This is a genomic window from Labrys sp. E2SS-1L (genome assembly GCF_057073705.1).
Map to the genome: position 1 here is coordinate 3,689,382 of NZ_CP172712.1, position 18,372 is coordinate 3,707,753.

The following is an 18,372-nucleotide window of genomic DNA, read 5'->3' on the forward strand; positions in this document are numbered from 1 at the left end:
CTGACACTCCGCATAGAACGCCTTCATGCAGGCGTAGGTGTCGTGCTAACCGGAATTTGATGTCTGCACCGTCGTTCCTGGCGGTTTCTGAGGCTTGACGCTCCAGCGCCGGTGGAGGCGCGACAGCATGAGATAGATCACCGGGGTGGTATAGAGCGTGAGGATCTGGCTGACGATCAGCCCCCCGACGATGGTGACGCCGAGCGGACGGCGCAGTTCCGTACCGGGACCGGTCGCCAGGATCAGGGGCAGGGCGCCCAGAATGGCGGCAAGCGTGGTCATCAGGATCGGACGGAATCGCACCAGGCAGGCCTCGAAGATTGCGTCCCTGGCGCTGAGATTGCGCTCGCGTTCGGCCTCCAGCGCGAAATCTACCAGCATGATGCCATTCTTCTTGACGATGCCGATCAGCAGGATGATGCCGATGAAGGCAACGATGGTCAGTTCCATATTGGCGAAATGCAGGGCGAGCAACCCACCCAATCCAGCCGATGGCAGGGTCGAAAGAATGGTGAGCGGATGCGCCAGGCTCTCATAGAGAACACCGAGGACGATGTAGACCGCCAGCAGGGCCGCCAGGATCAGCAGGGGCTGGCTTGATCCGGATTGGGCCGCCTGTTTGGCATCGCCGGCAAATTCCCCCCGGATATCGGCAGGCAGGTGCATGCCGGCGACTGCCGCCTCGATGGCCTCCGATGCATCCTGGATCTTGGTACCCGGCGTCAGATTGTAGGAGAGGGTGATAGCCGGATATTGGCCCTGATGATTGACCTGCTGCGGCGCGAGCCCGCGCTCCACCGAGGCAACCGCCGAAAGCGGCACCAGGCCCGACCGGCCGGGGACGTAGAGGCCCGTCATGTCGCCGGGATCGCGGCTTTGCTCGGGGGAGGCGGCGAGCACCACGCGATATTGGTTGCGCTGGGTATAGATCGTCGAGATCTGCCGTTGCGAAAACGCGTTGTTGAGGGCGCTGTCGATGGAGGTAATAGCCACACCGAGGCGTGCGGCAGCCTCGCGATCGATGACAAGCTTTGCTTGCAACCCGTTGCGTTGCCTGTCGGAATTGACATCGGTCAGGCCCGGCACGCTTTTCAGCCTCTCCATCACCTTCGGCGCCCATTCGACCAGCAGGTCGGCATCACCCGACCACAGCGTATACTGGTATTGCGACTGGGATTGGCGCCCTCCCGCGGATACGTCCTGCGGCGAGAACATGAAGACGTTGAGCCCGGCGACGGCCCGCACGCCCTTGCGCAATTGAGCAATGACCTCCTCGGTGGGCGGGCGCTGGTCCGGAGGCAGCAGGGAAATGCTGAGCTGGCCGGAATTGGTGCCCCCGAAGGGGCTCGAACCGATAGAGGAACCGACCCCGGTGACATAGGGGTTACGTTGAATGATGGCCGCGACCTCGCGCTGCCAGACCACCACCGCGTCGTAGGACGCATCTGAGGAAGCTTGAGAAAAACCTTGAATGAAGCCGCCATCATCCTGAGGGACCAACGATTTCGGCAAGGCATAATAGAGCCAACCGGTGCCGAAGACCGTGGCGAAGATGACAAGCAGCGTCAGAAATCCGTGATTGAGCACGCCGCGCAGGCTGGCGCCATAGAAGCTCACGACCCGCTGCAATATCCCCTCGACCAGGCGATCGAACATCCCCCGCCCGGAGCCGATGCTGTCATGGCCGCGATGGGCCAGGATCATCGGCGTCAGAGTGAGCGAGATCACGGTCGAGGCGATCACCGCAAAAGCCAGCGTCATCGCGAATTCGAACAAGAACTTGCCGGTAATTCCTCCGGCAAAGAGCAAGGGAATGAAGACGGCCAGGAGCGAGAGGCTGATCGACACCACGGTGAAGCCGATCTGCCGGGCGCCCTCGATCGCAGCCTGCAGCGGCGGCAGGCCGGCTTCGCGCTTGGCATGCACGTTCTCAACCATGACGATGGCATCGTCGACCACGAAACCGACCGAGACGACCAGCGCCATCAAGGAGAGATTGTCGATGGAAAAGTCGGACAGCCACATCGCCCCGAAGGTGGCGGCAAGCGAGAGGGGCACGGTGACACCGGCTGCCAGGACCGGCGTGGAGCGGCGGAGAAAGACGAAGACCACCAGCACGACCAGGAGGACGGAGGCCATCAGCGTCCATTGCATGTCGTCGACACTGGCGCGGATCGTCGTGGTGCGATCGGTCAGGATGTCGATGTCGATGCCGGCCGGAATTCTTGCCTTCAGAACAGGCAGTAACGCCTTGATGGCGTTCACGGTATCGATGACGTTGCCATTGGCCTCCTTGGTGATGTTGAGGAGGATGGCCGGCTTGCCATTATAGCTCGCGCTGGAGTTGAGGTTGCGCACGCCGCGCTCCACGGTGGCGATGTCGCCAAGCCGCACGGCGGTGCCGTTCCCGGCGCGGATGATGATGGAGGCATAGTCTTCGGGCGCCGACATCTGGCCGCCGGCATCGAGCGCCATGACGATGTCGGGGCCATCCAGGGAACCGAGAGGGCTGATGGCGTTGGCGGCCACGATCGCCTGGCGCACCGATTCCATCGACAGGCCCATGGCCGAGATGCGGTCTGGGTTGAGCGTAACCCGGATCGCCGGCTGATCGGCACCGCTGACGGCGACTTCGCCGACCCCCTCGACCTGGGAGATACGCTGCACGATCACGCTGTCGGCGGCATCGAACATGTCGCTGGCACCGACCGTGTCCGAGGTCATCGCCAGGATCAGGATCGGACGGGCGTTCGGGTTGAACTTGCGGAAGGAGGGCGCCGTGGACAGGTCCGATGGCAGGTCGGAAGCTGCGGCATTGATGGCCGCCTGCACGTCCTGGGCCGCACTGTCGACATTCCGCGAAATATCGAACTGGATGATGATGAGGGTGGAGCCGAGCGACGAGCGCGAGGTGATCTCGGTCACGCCGGCGATCGAGCCGAGCTTGCGCTCCAGCGGCGCCGCGACGCTGGCAGCCATGGTCGACGGGTCGGCGCCGGGTCGGCTCGCCGTCACCACGATGGTCGGCAGGTCGATGGCAGGCAGGCTCGAGACCGGCAATTGGCGATAGGCAGCGAGCCCCACCAGCAGGAGGCCCATTGCCAGCAGGATGGTGCCGATCGGCCTGCGGATGAAGGGCTCCGAGATGCTCATGCCTGCGGCACCGCCTGTGGCTTGCGGGCAAGGCGCTCGCGCAACCGCTCGAAGCCGAGATAGATCACCGGCGTGGTGTAGAGCGTCAGCAACTGGCTGAGCAGCAAGCCGCCGATGATGGTGATGCCGAGCGGTATGCGCAGTTCCGATCCCATGCCGTGGCCCAGCGCCAGGGGCAGGGCACCGAACAGGGCGGCCAGGGTGGTCATCATGATGGGACGGAAGCGCAGGGCGGACGCGGTGACGATCGCCTCATGCGGATCCATGCCCTGCTCGCGCTGCGCCTCGATGGCGAAGTCGATCATCATGATGGCGTTCTTCTTGACGATGCCCATCAAGAGCACGATGCCGATCAGCGCGATGAGCGAAAGCTCGTGTCCGGTATATTCCAGCGCGAGCAGGGCGCCGACGCCGGCCGACGGCAGCGTCGAGAGGATCGTCACCGGATGGATGGCGCTCTCATAGAGGACGCCCAGCACGATATAGATGGTGATCACCGCCGCCAGGATCAGCCAGGGCTGGTTGGCGAGCGAGGAGGAAAACTCAGCCGCATCGCCGGTGAAACGGGTGGAGATCGACGCCGGCATGCCAATCGCGGCCTGTGCCTTGCGGATCGCGGCAACGGCATCGCTGAGCGAGGCGCCGTGGGCGACGTCGAAACTGATGGTCGCCGAGGGGAATTGATCGTCGTGCTCGACCACCAATGGCGCCGTCTCGTGGCGGATGCTGGTGAAGGCGTTGAGGGGGACCTGATTGTCGGCAGCGCCCGATGCCGTCGGTATGTTGGTTGCCGTTCCGCTGGCGCCGACCGTCCCCGCTGTAGGATTGGTGGTGGTGGCAAGCCCGGAGGAGCTGGCGGAACTGGCGACATAGATGCGGCTGAGTACGCTTGGTCCCACCTGGTCGTCCGGCTCGGCCTCCAGGATGACGCGATACTGGTTGGCCTGCGCATAGATCGTGGCGATCTGGCGCTGGCCGAAAGCGTTGTTCAGGGCGTTGGAGATGTCCTGCATGGAGACGCCGAGGCGGGAGGCGGTGTCGCGGTCGACATCCACGAAGAGCCTGGCGCCGCCATTCTGCACCTCCGAGGTGACGTCTCGCATCACACCGGAGCGCTCGAGCTCGGCGGCCAGCTGATCGGCCCAACGGTCGACGTCACCGGCATCGGTTCCGGTCAGCGTATACTGGTAGGGCGCGCGTCCGGCTCGGGCCGTGATGCGGATATCCTGCACGCTCTGATAGGTCACGCGCAGGCCCGGCAGCCGGCTGGTCTCGGCCTGCAGGCGCTGGATGATATCGGTGGCGTCCGCCCTGCGCTCGTTGCGCGGCTTGAGCACCAGGGAGAGCGAGCCGGTATTGGAGGTCAGATTGCTTCCCGAAACGCCGATGCTGGCAATGGCGGAAAGGACATCGGGATCCTTGCGGGCGATGTCGGCAATGGTCGCCTGAGCCTTCTTCATGGCATCGAAGGAGGCCGTCGGCTCCGCCTGGATCACGGCCGTGATCAGCCCGGTATCCTGCTGGGGCAGGAAGCCCTTGGGCATGGCGATATAGAGCCAGACCGTGGTCGCCAGGGTGCCCAATGTCAGGAGCAGCATCAGAAAGCCATGGCGCAATGTCCACACCAGGCTGGCCCGATAGCCGCGGATGACGGTGTCGAAGCCACGGTCGATCCAATCCAGCACCCCCTTGCGCTCGCCATGGCCCGACTTGAGCAGGCGTGCGCACATCATCGGCGTCAGGGTCAGCGAGATCACGGCCGAGACCACCACGGCGATGGTCAGGGTCAGGGCGAATTCGCGGAACATGCGCCCGACGATGCCGGTCATGAACAGGAGGGGAATGAAGACGGCGATCAGCGACACCGTCAGCGAAATGATGGTGAAGCCGATCTCCTTGGCGCCCTTGAGCGCGGCATCAAAGGGATTCTCTCCTTCCTCGATGTGCCGCACGATGTTCTCGATCATCACGATGGCGTCGTCGACCACGAAGCCGGCACCGATAGTGAGCGCCATCAGCGAGAGATTGTCGAGGCTGAAGCCGCAGAACCACATGACGCCGAAGGAAGCGATCAGCGAGAGCGGCAGGGCGACGCCGGCGATGATGGTGGCACGCAGGGTTCTGAGAAAGATGAAGACGACGAGAATCACCAGGCCGACGCTGAGGGCCAGGGTCATCTCCACTTCGTCGATCGAGGCCTGGATGGTCTGCGTGCGATCGTTGACGACCTCGAGCGAGACATCGGCCGGCAGGCTGCGGCGCAGTTCCGGCAGCGCCGCCAGCACGCTCTTGACCGTGGCGATCACATTGGCGCCTGGCTGGCGCATGATGTCGATCACCACGGCCGGCTGGCCGTTGTAATAGGCACCCACGCGAGCGTTCTCCAGGCCCTCGACCACATTGGCGATGTCCTTGAGACGCACGGGAGCGCTGTTGCGGTAGGCGATCACCACATCGGCAAAGGCATCGGCCGCACTGATCTGGTCATTGGCCGCGATCGTATAGGATTGGGCCGCGCCATTGAGCGACCCCTTGGCGCCGGCTACTGTCGAGGTGGTGATGGCGAGCCTGATGTCCTCCAGGCCCAGCCCATAGGCCGCGGCCCGGGCGAGATTGACCTGCACCCGCAAGGCCGGGCGCACGCCCCCCTGCACGTCGACATGCCCGACGCCGCTGACCTCCGCGAAACGCTGGGCCAGCAGGGTATCTGCCATGTCGGACAGGTTCCGGATGGTCTGCGTCTTCGAGCGCAGCGCCAGGGTCAGGATCGGCGTGTCGGCCGGGTTCACCTTGGCGTAGCTCGGCGGATAGGGCAGCCCCGAGGGCAGGGTGGACGCCGAGGCATTGATGGCCGCCTGCACGTCCTGGGCCGCCCCATCGATGTCGCGGTCCAGATTGAATTGCAGCGTGATCTGGCTGATGCCGAAGGCCGACGACGACACCATGGTCGCGATCGACGGGATCTGGCCGAGATTGCGCTCCAAGGGGGCGGTCACCAGCTTGGCCATGGTTTCCGGTTCGGCTCCCGGCAACTGGGTGGTGATCTGGATGGTCGGGAAATCGACCTGGGGCAGGGGAGCGATCGGCAGCGCAAAGTAGCCGAGCAGGCCTCCCAGCAGCACGGCGATACCGAGCAGCGAGGTGGCGATCGGCCGAAGGATGAAGGGGGCGGAGACCCCGTTCATGGCGCCGGCGCAGCGCCGCCGCCCTGCTGGCGACGATGCCCTTTGCGTTGAGGCTGGCCTTCCCCTCCCTCCGTCTTGCTACCGGTTTCCGGCTGGGCAGCCGGCGCGCCCAGCCCTTCTTCATCTTCCTCGGCCGGTACTGCGCCCGATTTGGAAACCTCGACCTTGGCGCCGTCGCTCAACCTGGCGAAGCCGGTGGTGATGATCTTTTCGCCATTTTTCAGGCCGCTATCGACGACAACTTGCTGATCGCCCTGTTGGCTGACGGTGACCGGACGCATCTTGGCGGTGCCGTCATCGCCGAGCACATAGACGAAGGTGCCGTTGGGGCCACGCTGAATCGCTGCCGTCGGCGCAACCACGACACCCGCCAGCGTTCTCACCTTGAGCTTGGCATTCACGAAGGCGCCCGGCCACAGGCCCAGGGCCTCGTTGGGAAAGATCGCCTTGAGCTGAATCGTGCCGGTGCTGGCATCGACCTCGTTGTTGACGACTTCGAGCTTGCCGGTATCGATCAGCACCTTGTTGTCGCCGCGGAGGGCCTCGACCTGCAAAGGCTCCTTGCCGCCGGCCGGTGCGATCTCGGCCAGGGCCTGCTGCGGCACCGAGAACAGCACGGCGATGGGCTTGAGCTGGGTCAGCGTCACCAGTCCCGTGCTGCCCGACGCCTGGACGACATTGCCCACATCGACGCTGCGGATGCCCGCGCGGCCGTCGATCGGTGCGGTAATGGTGGTATAGGCCAGGGTCGCCTGCGCGCTGGCGATGGCCGCATCGTCCGATTTGAGCTGGGCCTCGTACTGCGCCACGGTGGAGCGCTGCGTATCGGCCGTCTGCCGGGTCACCGAATTGCTGGCGGCCAGACCGATATAGCGCTGGAGGTCGCGCTTGGCATTGTCGAGCAGGGCCTGGTCCTGAGCTCTTTTGGCAATCGCCTGGTCCAGTGCTGCCTTGTAGGTCGAATCGTCGATGCGAGCGATCACCTCGCCCTTCTTGACGTCCTGCCCCTCCCGAAACGGCATGTCGACGATCTGTCCGCTGACCTGGGGCGTGATGGTCACGGTATTGTACGCCTTCACGGTGCCGACACCGTAGAGGTAGACCGGCACATCGGCTGTCTTGGCCTCGGCGATCAGCACCGGCAGGGGCCCGCCATCGAAGCTGCCGCGTCGGCCGCGCCGTCCGCCGCCAGCCCTTGGTGCGGCGGGCTTGCCCTGGTCCGCGCTCTCGGCCGGCGGCAGATAGGCCTGCAGCCATGGTGGGGCCGAGGCGCGCCAGCGATCACGCGTCAGATAGGCCGCCCCGGCTCCGGCAGCCAGTAGAATGGCCAATGTCGCGAGGCTGCGCGAAAGTTTGGGCATTTCAACTCACTCGAATCGAGAACGGGCGCGAGCAGGATTTCGCATCACCACGACACGCCCTAATTTTGCGGCGTTTGCGCGGCGGACATGGTCCAGCCGCCGCCCAAGGCCTGATGCAGGCTGATCAGCGCCTGCAGACGCAGCAGCTTCACCTGCACCAGCGTGTCCTGGGCGTTGAAGAGAGTTTGCTCGGTCTGCAGCACCGTCACCAGATCGACGGTACCTTCGCGCAACTGCTGCTCCGAGATGGCATAGGCCTTGCGCGAACTCACCACCACGGCCTGCTGCAGCGCTTCCTGGCGGGCATATAGGCGCACGGCCGCCAAGGCATTCTCGACATCGACGAAGGCCTGCACCACCGTCTTGCGGTAGGCGGCAACCTGGGCGCTCTGCACGCCATTGGCGCGCTCGACATTGCCGCGCAGGGTTCCGCCATCGAAGATGGGTTGGGTCAGGCCTGCCGCGATCGAATAGAAACCCGATGCCGGATCGAACAGGCTCTTGAGCGCAGCGCTCTGGACGCCGCCTTGCCCGGTCAGCGAGATCGAGGGGAATTGGGCGGCTCTTGCCGACAACGCATCCTGATGGGACGCCATCAGGCTGGCTTCCGCCGCAGCGATGTCGGGCCGGCGCGTCAGCAATTGCGAGGGCAGCCCTGCCGCGACGACCGGCACGCGCAAACGGCCGAGACCGCCACCCTTGATGTCTACCAGGGCCGGGGGCTTGCCGACCAGCAAGGCGACAGCCGCCTTGTTCTGCGCCACCGACAATTCGAGCGGCGGGATGCTGGCGCGCTGCTGGTCGAGCAGGCTCTGCTGCTGGGCGACCTGCAGCGACGTCGCCGTTCCCGCTTTGAGCTGGTTGTTGATCAGCGTCATGATCCGGCTGGCACTGGCGACGTTCTCGCGCGCAATGCGCAGCCTGTCCTGGGCGCCGAGGATGGCAAAATAGGCATCCGCCACATTGGCGATCGCCGTCAATTCCACCGTGTCGCGATCGAAGCGGCTTGCAGCCTCGCTCGACCTGGCACTGGCCAGGGCCTGGCTGTTCTTGCCCCAGAAATCGATCTCGTAGCTGGCGCTCGCCGACAGGCCATAGGTGGCGCGCCCGCGTCCGACTCGCCCTGTCGACGAGGCTGCGCGGGCCCGCTGGGCCGAGACGTCGCCATCGATCTGGGGAAACAAGGGGGCCCTTGCAATGGTAATGCCGGCCTGGGCCTGCTCGATATTGGCGATGGCGGTTGCGATGTCGAGATTGCCCATCTGCGCCTGCGCGACCAGCGCCGTCAGTTCGGGAGAACCGAAACTGCGCCACCAATCCGTACGCAGCGGCTCGGTCGGCTTGGCTTTCGCAGCCTGGTCATAGGCGCTCGGCACGGCAATTGCGAGGTTGAGCGGGCGAACATCGGCGCAACCGGCCAGGATCGCCGCAAGCCCGGGCAACATACCGACTGCCGTTGCTGAAGTACGCATCTGACGAAGAGAAAACTTCACGATGGGGCCTTCGAAAAGGAGCGTTCCAGTGACCCTAGGGCAGGAATCACCAACATGCCAAGCACATAGCCAAGTCGACGGCATCGCGCGAGCGTTGCGGGAGCACCTGTTTGCTGGCAAGCGCCATGCCTCGATTCCTTTCCGTCATGCCGTGTGCCTCAAACTGGCCCGGTGACTATGGCAGGACCGTGTTTGCGGGGGTCGTTCTGCTCTGTAAAGTTGTGTGAAGTGAACTTTTTTGCCGGCAATCGAACAATGCTCGACTGCACTGGTTAACCGCCCTTTTCCTACTGATTTTGTTCAGAAAATATTGACCCCACCATGGCCGCCACGACGAGTGGGCCGGTGTCCTGGTGCCGCATGGGCCCATTCGGGGGCTTTCAATTTGTCGGATCTTGCGCTATCGGCTGTTTACGGTTTGGAAACCTTGCCGCAATTCAGACGCAATGTCAGGGCGTCTTTATGGCGGAAATCGGGGAAATCCACCACCGGACACGAAGTGCAGAACGGCTTCGTGCTTCGAAATGAAACAGCAGGATGCGCTCGTACTGCGCCCCGCCATGTCGTGTTCGACACGCCATGGCCGCACGCAGACCACGACGCCTCTTCGCTCCATAAGAAGGATTCTGAGATGGCGGAAAACCTCTCGGCTGTTCCAAATCGCGTCGAGTTGCGTATTTCCGACACTTCATCTCCTTCCCGGGTATCCGGAGCGGTCGTCAAGGCGACCGTCGCTCTCATGGGCTGTGCCGCATTGGCCAGTTGTGCTGCACCCAACCAGGCCTATGCCCCCAAGCCTGCCACCACGCAGGTCGCGGCCGCCACCAGCACCGCCGTCGTGCCTCCGCCGTCAGGCACGCGCGTGGCCATGCCGCCCGTCCGCAGCAAGAACGGCACGGACAAGCCCTATGCCATCGGCGGCAAGCGCTATGTGCCGGCAAGCCATGATTCCAAATACACCGCCGTCGGCCTGGCGTCCTGGTACGGCCCGGGCTTCAACGGTCGCAAGACGGCTGTTGGCGAACGCTTCGACATGACGGGGCTTTCAGCCGCGCACAAGACCATGCCGCTGCCGAGCTATGCCCGCGTCACCAATCTGACCAACGGCACCTCGATCGTCGTTCGCGTGAACGATCGCGGCCCCTATGTACATGGCCGCCTGATCGACCTGTCGAGCCGGGCCGCTGACCTGCTGCAATTCAAGGGCTCCGGTGTCGGGCGGGTAAAGGTCGAGTATGTCGGTCGCGCTCCAGAATCCGGCTCCGACAACAAGATGCTGTTGGCGACCTTGCGGACCGACGGTACGCCGGCTCCCTTGCCGGCCGGCCTCCCGAACACCATGGTCGCCGATGCGGCTCCGCCGACGCGTCCGACCGCGACACCGATCCTGCCTGTCAAGGCCGTGACGCAGGTCGCTTCGGCAACCGAAGCCAAGCCCTCCAGGCTTGCAGCCCCCGAGATCAAGCCGGTGATGGTGCCGCCGGTCATTGCCCAGGCCGATCCGATGGATCCGCCCGTCGCCACGACCGAAGTGGCCGGCCTGACCAATATGGCGTTCACGCCGCTGCCGCCCTCGCGCCCGCGCAGTTCGGATGGTGTCCTGGGCAAGGTGCCGACCGGCTCGGTCGGCCAGGTCAATCTGGCGAAGGCCAAGGCGCCCGACGCTTCGATGGAACCGTCTATGGCCGTACAGCCAACGGCTCAGGCCTTTGCTGCGACACCGGCTCACGGGCCTGCGGTTCTGGTGCCGACTCCGCCCGTCACCGCTTCGATGGCTGGACAATAGGCCGGATCGCCAATCAACCAAAGAATCAAAAAGCTCGCACATCCCTTTGTGCGAGCTTTATTTTTGCGCGGATGAGGTTGTTTCCGCTCGCGTTTAACCGCCCGTTGCCAAAGGCAGATCCGGCCGGGCACCCCATTCGGCCCAGGATCCGTCATAGATACCTTCGACAGGCTTGCCGACCGTATCGAAGGCCAGAGCCAGAATGGCAGCCGACACGCCTGAGCCGCAACTCGTCACCAGCGGTTTTTGGGTATCGATGCCAGCCGCCGCCATCGCCTCCTTGATTGTCTCTGGAGAGGCCAGGCGGCCGTTTTCGACAAGAGCGGCATAGGGAAGGTTGCGGGCGCCCGGCATGTGACCCGGGCGCACGCCCGGCCGCGGTTCAGCTGCCTCGCCGCGGAAGCGCTCTGCCGGCCGGGCATCGACGATTTCCGCGCTGCCTTCCGCCAAGGCGGCCTGGACCTCGCCGACGCTCTTGACCTGGCTGCCGTCGAAACGCGCAGTGAAGCGAACCGGCACCGGATGCGGCTCACCGCTCTCGACCGGACGGTTCTCGGCCTGCCAAAGCGGAAAGCCGCCGTCGAGGATGGAAACCCTGGAGGCGCCGAAGATCCGGAAGGTCCACCACACTCGCGGCGCCGAGAACAGACCGGCACCATCATAAATGACGATATGCTTGCTCTCGGCGATGCCGAGCGCACCGACGGCTGCAGAGAAAACCTCGGGACTGGGCAGCATATGGGGCAGACCGCTGCTCGCATCGACCACCTTGTCGATATCGAAGAACACGGCACCGGGAATATGAGCGGCCAGAAATTCGGCCTGACCGTTGCGATTGGCGGCCGGCAGGTGCCAAGAGGCGTCGACCACAGCCAAGTTCTCGTCGCCGAGATGTGCGGCCAGCCAGGCTGTAGATACCAGGTGGGGAGAGGAGGTCATGGTGTATCCCTATGCCTTCTTGCGGGTTTTCTTGCCGGTGAGCCGGTCGAGAGCCAACCTGGCTTTCTCATGTCCCTGGGCAGCTGCCTTGCGATACCAGGCTATGGCGTCCTTCTTGCTGGCACGGATCCCGCGTCCGTCCTCATAGAAAACACCGAGATTGAACTGGGCGACCGGCTCGTCCTGCTCCGCCGCCAGCTTGAACCACTTCAACGCTTCGACTTCGTCCTTTGGTGCACCGGTACCATCGGCAAGTTGCACGGCAAGATTGGTCTGGGAAGGACTGTAACCATCCTCGGCTGCTTGCCGATACAGTGAAACTGCCTTGGCTGGATCCTTCGGCACGCCTTTGCCTTCGGCATAGAACAACGCCAGATTGTGCCGGGCTGCGTTATATCCCTTGTCCGCGGCCTTGGCATACCATTTGGCCGCCTCGGCCGGCTCGGGGGACAGGCCCAGCCCCTCGTCATAGGCATAGCCGAGATCCATCTGCGCCGAGCCCAGGCCCTGTTGCGCTGCCTTGGTGTACCAGACCACGGCAAGAGCCGCGCTCTTCTCGACTCCATCCCCCTTGGCATGACGTTGGGCGAGCTCATATTGAGCATTGGCGCTGCCGGCGGCAGCTGCCTTGCGATAGTAGTCTACGGCAGTGGCAGGATCGGCTGCGACGCCATTCGCCTGTTCGTACATGACCCCTAGATTATAGGCGGCTTCACCGTCGCCATGCTCGAAGGCTTGGCGATAAAGAGCCAGGGCCTGCTCGACGCTCTGTTCGACGCCGTCGCCTCTGAGATAGAGGCCGGCAAGATTGTTCTGGCAACCGCTTTCGCCCGCATCCGCCCCCTTCTTGTACCACGCCACAGCCGCTGCGAAATCCGCTTCCACGCCACGGCCTTCCTCGGAAAGGATGCCCAGGTTGAGGAAAGCCCGTTTCTCGCCGAGGTCGACGGCCTGAAGGTAGGATTGGCGCGCCTTCTCATACTGCCCGGCCGCGTCCAGGGACCGCCCGAGCATATAGGCAAACCGCCCTTCCTTCGGCTGTTCGGCCAGAGCCTGCTCACAAGCCGGGATCGCCTTGGCATGATCGATATCCGCCATGGCGAACCCCGGGGCGAGGGAAAGCGGGTCGCTTCCGTTGCGCGAAGCCAGGCGGTCGCAATCGGTCACCGGCACACCGGTGCCGGGGCGGGACCGATCGGCGATCTCACGCTGTGTACAAGCCAGGTGCCTGGCGTAGGAGCCAGCTCCCGTTTCGACCTTGGTCCGGCCTTCCGCATAGCAGGCGCCCTGGATGTCCTCCGGTACCTTGGCCCAGATGTCGTTCAATTCGACATAGGCCGTCGATTCCCGGTTGAAACAGGCGACCATTTCCGGGCTGTCCAGCATCACCTTCGGCGGCCGGCCGACCGTGTCCAGGCAATAATCGTCCGACCGATAAATCGGAAACATCTCCGCCGAGGCCTGCCCGGCGAGCACCGTCACCAGCGTCGCTGCCAGCGCGGCCCCGCCTATTCTTCCTGCCATCACGCCCCCAAAAGCCAAGCCGTCTACCGCGCTAGCCAAATCGCCAGGCGGTTATCCCGGTACAGCCGCCTTATCCAGGAACCAGTGGATCGGACCGGCAGCCTCCACATGGGCCGATGGCAGATCGGCACCGGCAAAGACCTTTGAGAGCGTCTCGCGCTTGTCGGCCCCGGCCGCGAGAAAGGCGACGGCCCGGCTCGAGGCGATGGCCGGGAAGGTCAGGGTTACCCGCGGCACGAAGGGGTCCAGGCCGGGATCGGAATGAACGACCCAGCGATCTCGCACCGCCAGAGCCGGCTTGCCTGGAAAGAGGGAGGCCGTATGCCCGTCCGACCCGACACCGAGCAGCATGATATCGAAGAGTGGCCGATCCGGATCGAGCGTCTGGGCGCCATAGTAAGCCTTGAGCGCCTGCTCATAGGCTTGCGCCGCAGCCTCGGGCGAGGTCGGCGCGGCCGCAATCTGGTGAATGTTCTGCACGGGCACCGGGACATGGTCGAGCAGAGCAGCCTTGGCCATCAGCGTGTTGCGCCTGGCATCGTCGCCAGGAACGATGCGTTCGTCGCCCCAGAACCAATGAATGCGCTCGAAGGGCAGGGCGGAACGCCAGGGATCGCGAGCCAGGCGCTCATAGAGGCGCTTGGGCGTCGAACCACCGGACAGAGCCACGGCAATGGGCCCCGGCCGTCCCTTGAGTTCGGCGACGAACCAGTCGGCCGCACGGTCGGCCAAGGCGTCGGCGTTCTCGGAGACATCGATGATGCGTTCGCTGCTCATGCGATTGGCCGCCAGCTGCGCCCGTCGCGGGCAAGCATGACCTCGGCTGCCGCCGGGCCTTCGGAACCGGCAGCATAGGTGGCAAGCCCCCGATCGCCGGCATTGGCCCAGGCATCGAGGAAGGGCTGCACCGCGGCCCAGCCGGCCTCGACCCCGTCGGCGCGCTGGAACAGCATGGCATCGCCGATCATGCAGTCATAGATCAGCGTTTCGTAACCCGTGCTCGCGGCCGCTTCGAAATAATCCTTGTACTTGAAGTCCATGCCGACACCGGCCAGGTCGATCTTGGGACCCGGCACCTTGGCGTTGAAATGCAGCGTGATGCCTTCTTCCGGCTGGATGTCGAGCACCAGCGTGTTGGGACCCATGCCGGACAGGGCGGTGTCGCGGAACATGGCGATCGGCGCGTCCTTGAAGCGGATCGCCACTTCCGTCTTGCGCTTGGCGAGGGCCTTGCCGGTGCGCAGATAGAAGGGCACGCCTGCCCAGCGCCAATTGTCGATGGCGAATTTGATCGCGGTAAAGGTTGGCGTGACGCTCTTGGGATTGACGTCCTGCGAGGCACGATAGGCCGTGATCGGCGTGTCCTTGATGATGCCGGGACCATATTGGGCCCGCACCGAGTTCAGGATCGCCTGTTCGGGCGTATATTGGGTGATTGCCGCTAGGGCCTCCGCCTTCTCCGAACGCACCGAATTGGCCGAGTAGCGGGCCGGCGGCTCCATGGCGACCAGCGACAGCAGCTGGCACAGATGGTTGGGCACCATGTCGCGCAGGGCGCCGGTGGCATCGTAGAAGGCGCCGCGACGCTCGACCGTGACGGTCTCGGCCACACTGATCTGGACGTGGTCGATATGATCGCGGTTCCAGATCGGCTCGAACAGGCCGTTGGCAAAGCGCAGGATCATGATGTTCTGGACCGTCTCCTTGCCCAGATAGTGATCCATCCGATAGATCTGGTCTTCGCTCAGCACGCTCAAGAGCTGCCGGTTGAGGGCCTGGGCCGAGGCAAGGTCGGTGCCGAACGGCTTTTCGACGATGACGCGTCGCCAGGGGCCGCCTTCCACTTCCTGGCTGAGGCCGACCTCCTGGAGGAGCCGGGTGATCGGAGCGAAGCCCGAGGGCGGCGTCGCCAGGTAGAAGAGGCGGTTGCCGCCGGTGTTGCGTGCGCTCTCGACCTTTTCCAGATGCCGGGCGAGATCCCGGAAACTATCGGGGTTCTCGACTTCGGCAACCACGCTGGTGACACAGGCGAACAATTTGTCGGCGACGGCCTGGTCGACCGGACGGGTAGCAAACTGCTTGAGGCCGTCCACCAGGGACTGGCGGAAGACATCGTCCGCCATGGGGCGGCGCACCACGCCGACGATGGCGAAGTTTTCCGGCAGCAGGCCGGTGGCCGCAAGATTATAGAGGGCGGGGACGAGCAGGCGCTTGGTCAGGTCGCCATTGGCGCCGAAGACGACGAAGCAGCAAGGGCCGGCGGCGCCGCCCTTGTTGATGTGGTGGGCATTCATAACTCAAGCCTTGGGCGTGGAATTCTTCGGTTCGACGTGGCCGCCAAACCCCTTACGCATGGCGGAGAGGATCTTCTCCGCATAGGTGTGCTCCTGGCGGGAGCGGAAGCGGGTGTAGAGAGCGGCGGTGAGGACTTCGGCCGGTACGGCCTGGTCGATGGCCGCCTCGATCGTCCAGCGTCCTTCCCCGGAATCCTCCACGAAGCCGGAATATTCGCTCAGTTCCTCGTCGGCGGCGAGAGCGCTCGCCGTCAGGTCCAGCAGCCAGGACGTGACGACACTGCCGCGACGCCAGACTTCGGCGATATCGGCCATGTTGAAATCGAATTTCTCGCCTTCGGCCCGGCCTTCATTGGCAGCCGAGCGCAGGATGTCGAAACCTTCCGCATAGGCCTGCATCAGGCCGTATTCGATGCCGTTGTGGATCATCTTGACGAAATGTCCGGCGCCGCACGGGCCGGCATGGATATAGCCTTGCTCGGCGCGCGGATCGTGCTTGTCACGCCCCGGCGTGCGCGGAACATTGCCGATGCCCGGCGCCAGCGTGGCGAAGATCGGATCGAGGCGGGTGACCGTTTCGGTCTTGCCGCCGATCATCATGCAATAACCGCGCTCCAGGCCCCAGACACCGCCGGAGGTGCCGACATCGATATAATCGAGCCCCTTGGCGGCCAGTTCCTTGCCGCGGCGGACATCGTCCTTCCAATTGGTGTTGCCGCCATCGATGATCACATCGCCCGGAGACATGAGGCGCGAAAGCTGGTCGATGGTGCCCTGGGTGACGGCTCCCGCCGGCAGCATGACCCAGACGGCACGCGGCGGCGTCAGCTTCGAGACGAGATCGGCAAGATCGCTTGCACCAACCGAGCCTTCGGCCACCAGAGCCTGAACCGCCGGAGGAGCGCGGTCATAGACGACGGTGGTGTGGCCGTTCTTCATCAGGCGGCGAGCAATGTTGCCGCCCATGCGGCCCAGGCCGATGATTCCCAATTGCATTGGCTGATCTCCTTTTGCCGCCCCCGGCAGCTTATCGTCCGTTACGTGCTTAGCACCGTTTTCAGCTCTCGCAAGCGCATGTATTCATCACTTCATGAGCATGACGAGGGGATGACGCGCCATTTTTGCATGGCACGCCGCAATGGCAGCTTGACCCATCCGCTCATGACGCTTAGAGACACCGCAATTGCAGGGCAAGGTCCTGCCTGGTGAGAGCTCGTAGCTCAGTCGGTAGAGCACGTGACTTTTAATCATGGGGTCGTGGGTTCGAATCCCACCGAGCTCACCACTGATTTTCCTGACACTATCGAAGAAATGATGGGGCGTCCCGATACCGGGACCCAGTCCATACTATCTGCAAGCCCATCTGCAGAAAGAATGCTAGATTTTGCAGCGGGATCAGAGCAGGCAGGGACATCATGGCCAGCGAGAAGGCCGCGCTGGAGCAGGCACGTCGCGATTTTGCCAGGTCGATGCTGAAGGAAAGCGGATCGGGTGATCCGCGCATCGAGAGGGCATTCGAACTCGTGCCGCGCGAAGCCTTCTTGCCGCCCGGCCCCTGGCTGACCACTCATCATGGCGGTTATGTCGAAACGCCGAATGCCGACCCGATCCACCTCTACAGGAACCGTCTGATTGCCATAAAGGCGGACAAGCAGATCAACACGGGCGAACCCGCCCTGCATGCGGCATGGCTTGGGGCGGTGGCTCCCAGGGCAGGGGAGAGGGTCAGCCATATCGGGGCCGGCCTGGGATATTATACTGCGATGTTATCCGTGCTGACATTGCCCGGCGGGCACGTAACGGCATTCGAGATCGAAGAGGATCTCGCCGAGCAGGCCCGGCACAACCTCAAGCCGTTCGATGGCGTCAACGTGATTCGAGCCGATGCAACGCGCACCGCCTTGCCGCCCTCGGATCTCATCTATGTCAATGCAGGCGTGGTTGCCCCGCCGCTGGCCTGGCTTGCCGCGCTGCAGCCTGGGGGGCGCCTGATCTTTCCCTGGCGGCCGCGTGAGGAAATCGGCCTCGCCCTGCGGGTGGAGGCCACGGCCGCTGGTTTCGCCGTCAAGGCACTGATGCCATCCTGGTTCATTCCGTGCACGGGCGCGTCGCGGGAGATCCGCACGATTCGCCAGCCGCGCTCCTCGCGTGAAGCCTCGGCCGTCCGCTCGCTTTGGCCCCTTGCGCAGAAGGCGCCGGATGAGAGCGCGATCGCCATCTATCCCGATCTTTGGTTCTCCTCGGCCGCATTGAACGCCTGATCGCCTGGACCAACAATAGCGTCCAAAAAGGCGCTTGACCTTACAATGATGGGAAGCCCTACAAGGTCTTCATCGATTGGAGACCTCGCATGATCACGTTGAAAGTACCGGAAATGAGCTGCGGCCACTGCGTCAAGACGATCACGGGGGCGTTGCAGGCGATCGACCCCGGCGCAAAGGTCGAAATCGACCTCGGCACGCAAACCGTCAAGGTGGCAAGTGCCGCCGACGAGGCGAAATTGCGCGCTGCAATCGCCGAGGCCGGTTACGAGAGCGAGAAGTTGCCGGCCTGATTGCCCGGCCGACGGAGAAGGGGCCGGCCATCGCCGGCCGGCCCCTTGGCTCGTCTGGGCACATTGCCATGCAACGGCGCCGC

Annotated in this window: 12 protein-coding genes and 1 tRNA gene; 4 read left to right on the plus strand and 9 right to left on the minus strand. The window is 64.0% G+C overall.

From position 1 onward, the window contains the following. Positions 1 to 45 precede the first annotated feature (45 nt). The 4 genes from ACIGJE_RS17125 to ACIGJE_RS17140 are packed head-to-tail and all read right to left on the minus strand — an operon-like array spanning position 46 to position 9,144. The gene (locus ACIGJE_RS17125; RefSeq protein ID WP_415084884.1) at positions 46 to 3,153 is read right to left on the minus strand and encodes an efflux RND transporter permease subunit; all 3,108 of its coding nucleotides are present in this window, start codon (positions 3,151 to 3,153) and stop codon (positions 46 to 48) included. After that, the gene (locus ACIGJE_RS17130; RefSeq protein WP_415084886.1) at positions 3,150 to 6,338 is read right to left on the minus strand and encodes an efflux RND transporter permease subunit; all 3,189 of its coding nucleotides are present in this window, start codon (positions 6,336 to 6,338) and stop codon (positions 3,150 to 3,152) included. Before ACIGJE_RS17130 ends, ACIGJE_RS17125 begins: the two co-directional genes overlap by 4 nt. Beyond that, a complete protein-coding gene (locus ACIGJE_RS17135; RefSeq protein WP_415084888.1) occupies positions 6,335 to 7,699 on the minus strand; it encodes an efflux RND transporter periplasmic adaptor subunit in 1,365 nt (454 codons plus the stop codon). The genes ACIGJE_RS17130 and ACIGJE_RS17135 overlap by 4 nt, the downstream gene beginning before the upstream one ends. Before the next feature lie 59 nt (positions 7,700 to 7,758). Beyond that, positions 7,759 to 9,144, minus strand: coding sequence for an efflux transporter outer membrane subunit (locus tag ACIGJE_RS17140; protein ID WP_311938389.1), 1,386 nt, complete (start codon positions 9,142 to 9,144; stop codon positions 7,759 to 7,761). Between the two features lie 679 nt (positions 9,145 to 9,823). On the opposite strand from ACIGJE_RS17140, the gene ACIGJE_RS17145 reads away from it, so the two are divergent. Beyond that, positions 9,824 to 10,978, plus strand: coding sequence for a septal ring lytic transglycosylase RlpA family protein (locus ACIGJE_RS17145; RefSeq protein ID WP_415084890.1), 1,155 nt, complete (start codon positions 9,824 to 9,826; stop codon positions 10,976 to 10,978). A 93-nt stretch (positions 10,979 to 11,071) separates the two neighbouring features. On the opposite strand, the gene sseA is transcribed toward ACIGJE_RS17145, so the two are convergent. From sseA to gnd, 5 genes are read right to left on the minus strand one after another with little or no spacing between them, the layout of a single operon-like run. Continuing rightward, positions 11,072 to 11,917 carry a 3-mercaptopyruvate sulfurtransferase gene (gene sseA, locus ACIGJE_RS17150; RefSeq protein WP_415084892.1) on the minus strand — a complete coding sequence of 282 codons (846 nt, stop codon included), beginning with the start codon at positions 11,915 to 11,917 and terminating at the stop codon, positions 11,072 to 11,074. A gap of 9 nt (positions 11,918 to 11,926) precedes the next feature. Continuing rightward, on the minus strand, positions 11,927 to 13,441 hold the full coding sequence (locus ACIGJE_RS17155) for a tetratricopeptide repeat protein (RefSeq protein ID WP_415084894.1): 1,515 nt from the start codon (positions 13,439 to 13,441) through the stop codon (positions 11,927 to 11,929). 51 nt (positions 13,442 to 13,492) lie between these two features. After that, entirely contained in the window at positions 13,493 to 14,218 is a 726-nt protein-coding gene (gene pgl, locus ACIGJE_RS17160) for a 6-phosphogluconolactonase (protein WP_483678152.1), read from the minus strand. Further along, on the minus strand, positions 14,215 to 15,735 hold the full coding sequence (zwf, locus tag ACIGJE_RS17165) for a glucose-6-phosphate dehydrogenase (RefSeq protein WP_311938399.1): 1,521 nt from the start codon (positions 15,733 to 15,735) through the stop codon (positions 14,215 to 14,217). The genes pgl and zwf overlap by 4 nt, the downstream gene beginning before the upstream one ends. 3 nt (positions 15,736 to 15,738) lie before the next feature. Further along, the gene (gnd, locus tag ACIGJE_RS17170) at positions 15,739 to 16,731 is read right to left on the minus strand and encodes a phosphogluconate dehydrogenase (NAD(+)-dependent, decarboxylating) (RefSeq protein WP_415084899.1); all 993 of its coding nucleotides are present in this window, start codon (positions 16,729 to 16,731) and stop codon (positions 15,739 to 15,741) included. Between the two features lie 213 nt (positions 16,732 to 16,944). Here gnd and ACIGJE_RS17175 point away from each other — a divergent pair. The 3 genes from ACIGJE_RS17175 (at position 16,945) to ACIGJE_RS17185 (ending at position 18,289) form a co-directional block, all read left to right on the plus strand. Then, positions 16,945 to 17,020, plus strand: a tRNA-Lys gene (locus tag ACIGJE_RS17175). A gap of 130 nt (positions 17,021 to 17,150) precedes the next feature. Further along, a complete protein-coding gene (locus tag ACIGJE_RS17180; RefSeq protein ID WP_311938403.1) occupies positions 17,151 to 17,996 on the plus strand; it encodes a protein-L-isoaspartate O-methyltransferase family protein in 846 nt (281 codons plus the stop codon). 89 nt (positions 17,997 to 18,085) lie between these two features. After that, positions 18,086 to 18,289, plus strand: coding sequence for a heavy-metal-associated domain-containing protein (locus ACIGJE_RS17185; protein ID WP_415084901.1), 204 nt, complete (start codon positions 18,086 to 18,088; stop codon positions 18,287 to 18,289). Positions 18,290 to 18,372 lie beyond the last annotated feature (83 nt).

What these genes read in the sequence shown, in the direction of transcription:
- ACIGJE_RS17180 (WP_311938403.1), top strand. Translation starts at nt 17,151, where the DNA reads ATGGCCAGCGAGAAGGCCGCGCTGGAGCAGGCACGTCGCGATTTTGCC.
- ACIGJE_RS17185 (WP_415084901.1), top strand. Translation starts at nt 18,086, where the DNA reads ATGATCACGTTGAAAGTACCGGAAATGAGCTGCGGCCACTGCGTCAAG.
- ACIGJE_RS17135 (WP_415084888.1), bottom strand. Translation starts at nt 7,699, where the DNA reads ATGCCCAAACTTTCGCGCAGCCTCGCGACATTGGCCATTCTACTGGCT.
- ACIGJE_RS17125 (WP_415084884.1), bottom strand. Translation starts at nt 3,153, where the DNA reads ATGAGCATCTCGGAGCCCTTCATCCGCAGGCCGATCGGCACCATCCTG.
- pgl (WP_483678152.1), bottom strand. Translation starts at nt 14,218, where the DNA reads ATGAGCAGCGAACGCATCATCGATGTCTCCGAGAACGCCGACGCCTTG.
- zwf (WP_311938399.1), bottom strand. Translation starts at nt 15,735, where the DNA reads ATGAATGCCCACCACATCAACAAGGGCGGCGCCGCCGGCCCTTGCTGC.
- ACIGJE_RS17130 (WP_415084886.1), bottom strand. Translation starts at nt 6,338, where the DNA reads ATGAACGGGGTCTCCGCCCCCTTCATCCTTCGGCCGATCGCCACCTCG.
- ACIGJE_RS17145 (WP_415084890.1), top strand. Translation starts at nt 9,824, where the DNA reads ATGGCGGAAAACCTCTCGGCTGTTCCAAATCGCGTCGAGTTGCGTATT.
- gnd (WP_415084899.1), bottom strand. Translation starts at nt 16,731, where the DNA reads ATGCAATTGGGAATCATCGGCCTGGGCCGCATGGGCGGCAACATTGCT.
- sseA (WP_415084892.1), bottom strand. Translation starts at nt 11,917, where the DNA reads ATGACCTCCTCTCCCCACCTGGTATCTACAGCCTGGCTGGCCGCACAT.
- ACIGJE_RS17140 (WP_311938389.1), bottom strand. Translation starts at nt 9,144, where the DNA reads ATGTTGCCCGGGCTTGCGGCGATCCTGGCCGGTTGCGCCGATGTTCGC.
- ACIGJE_RS17155 (WP_415084894.1), bottom strand. Translation starts at nt 13,441, where the DNA reads ATGGCAGGAAGAATAGGCGGGGCCGCGCTGGCAGCGACGCTGGTGACG.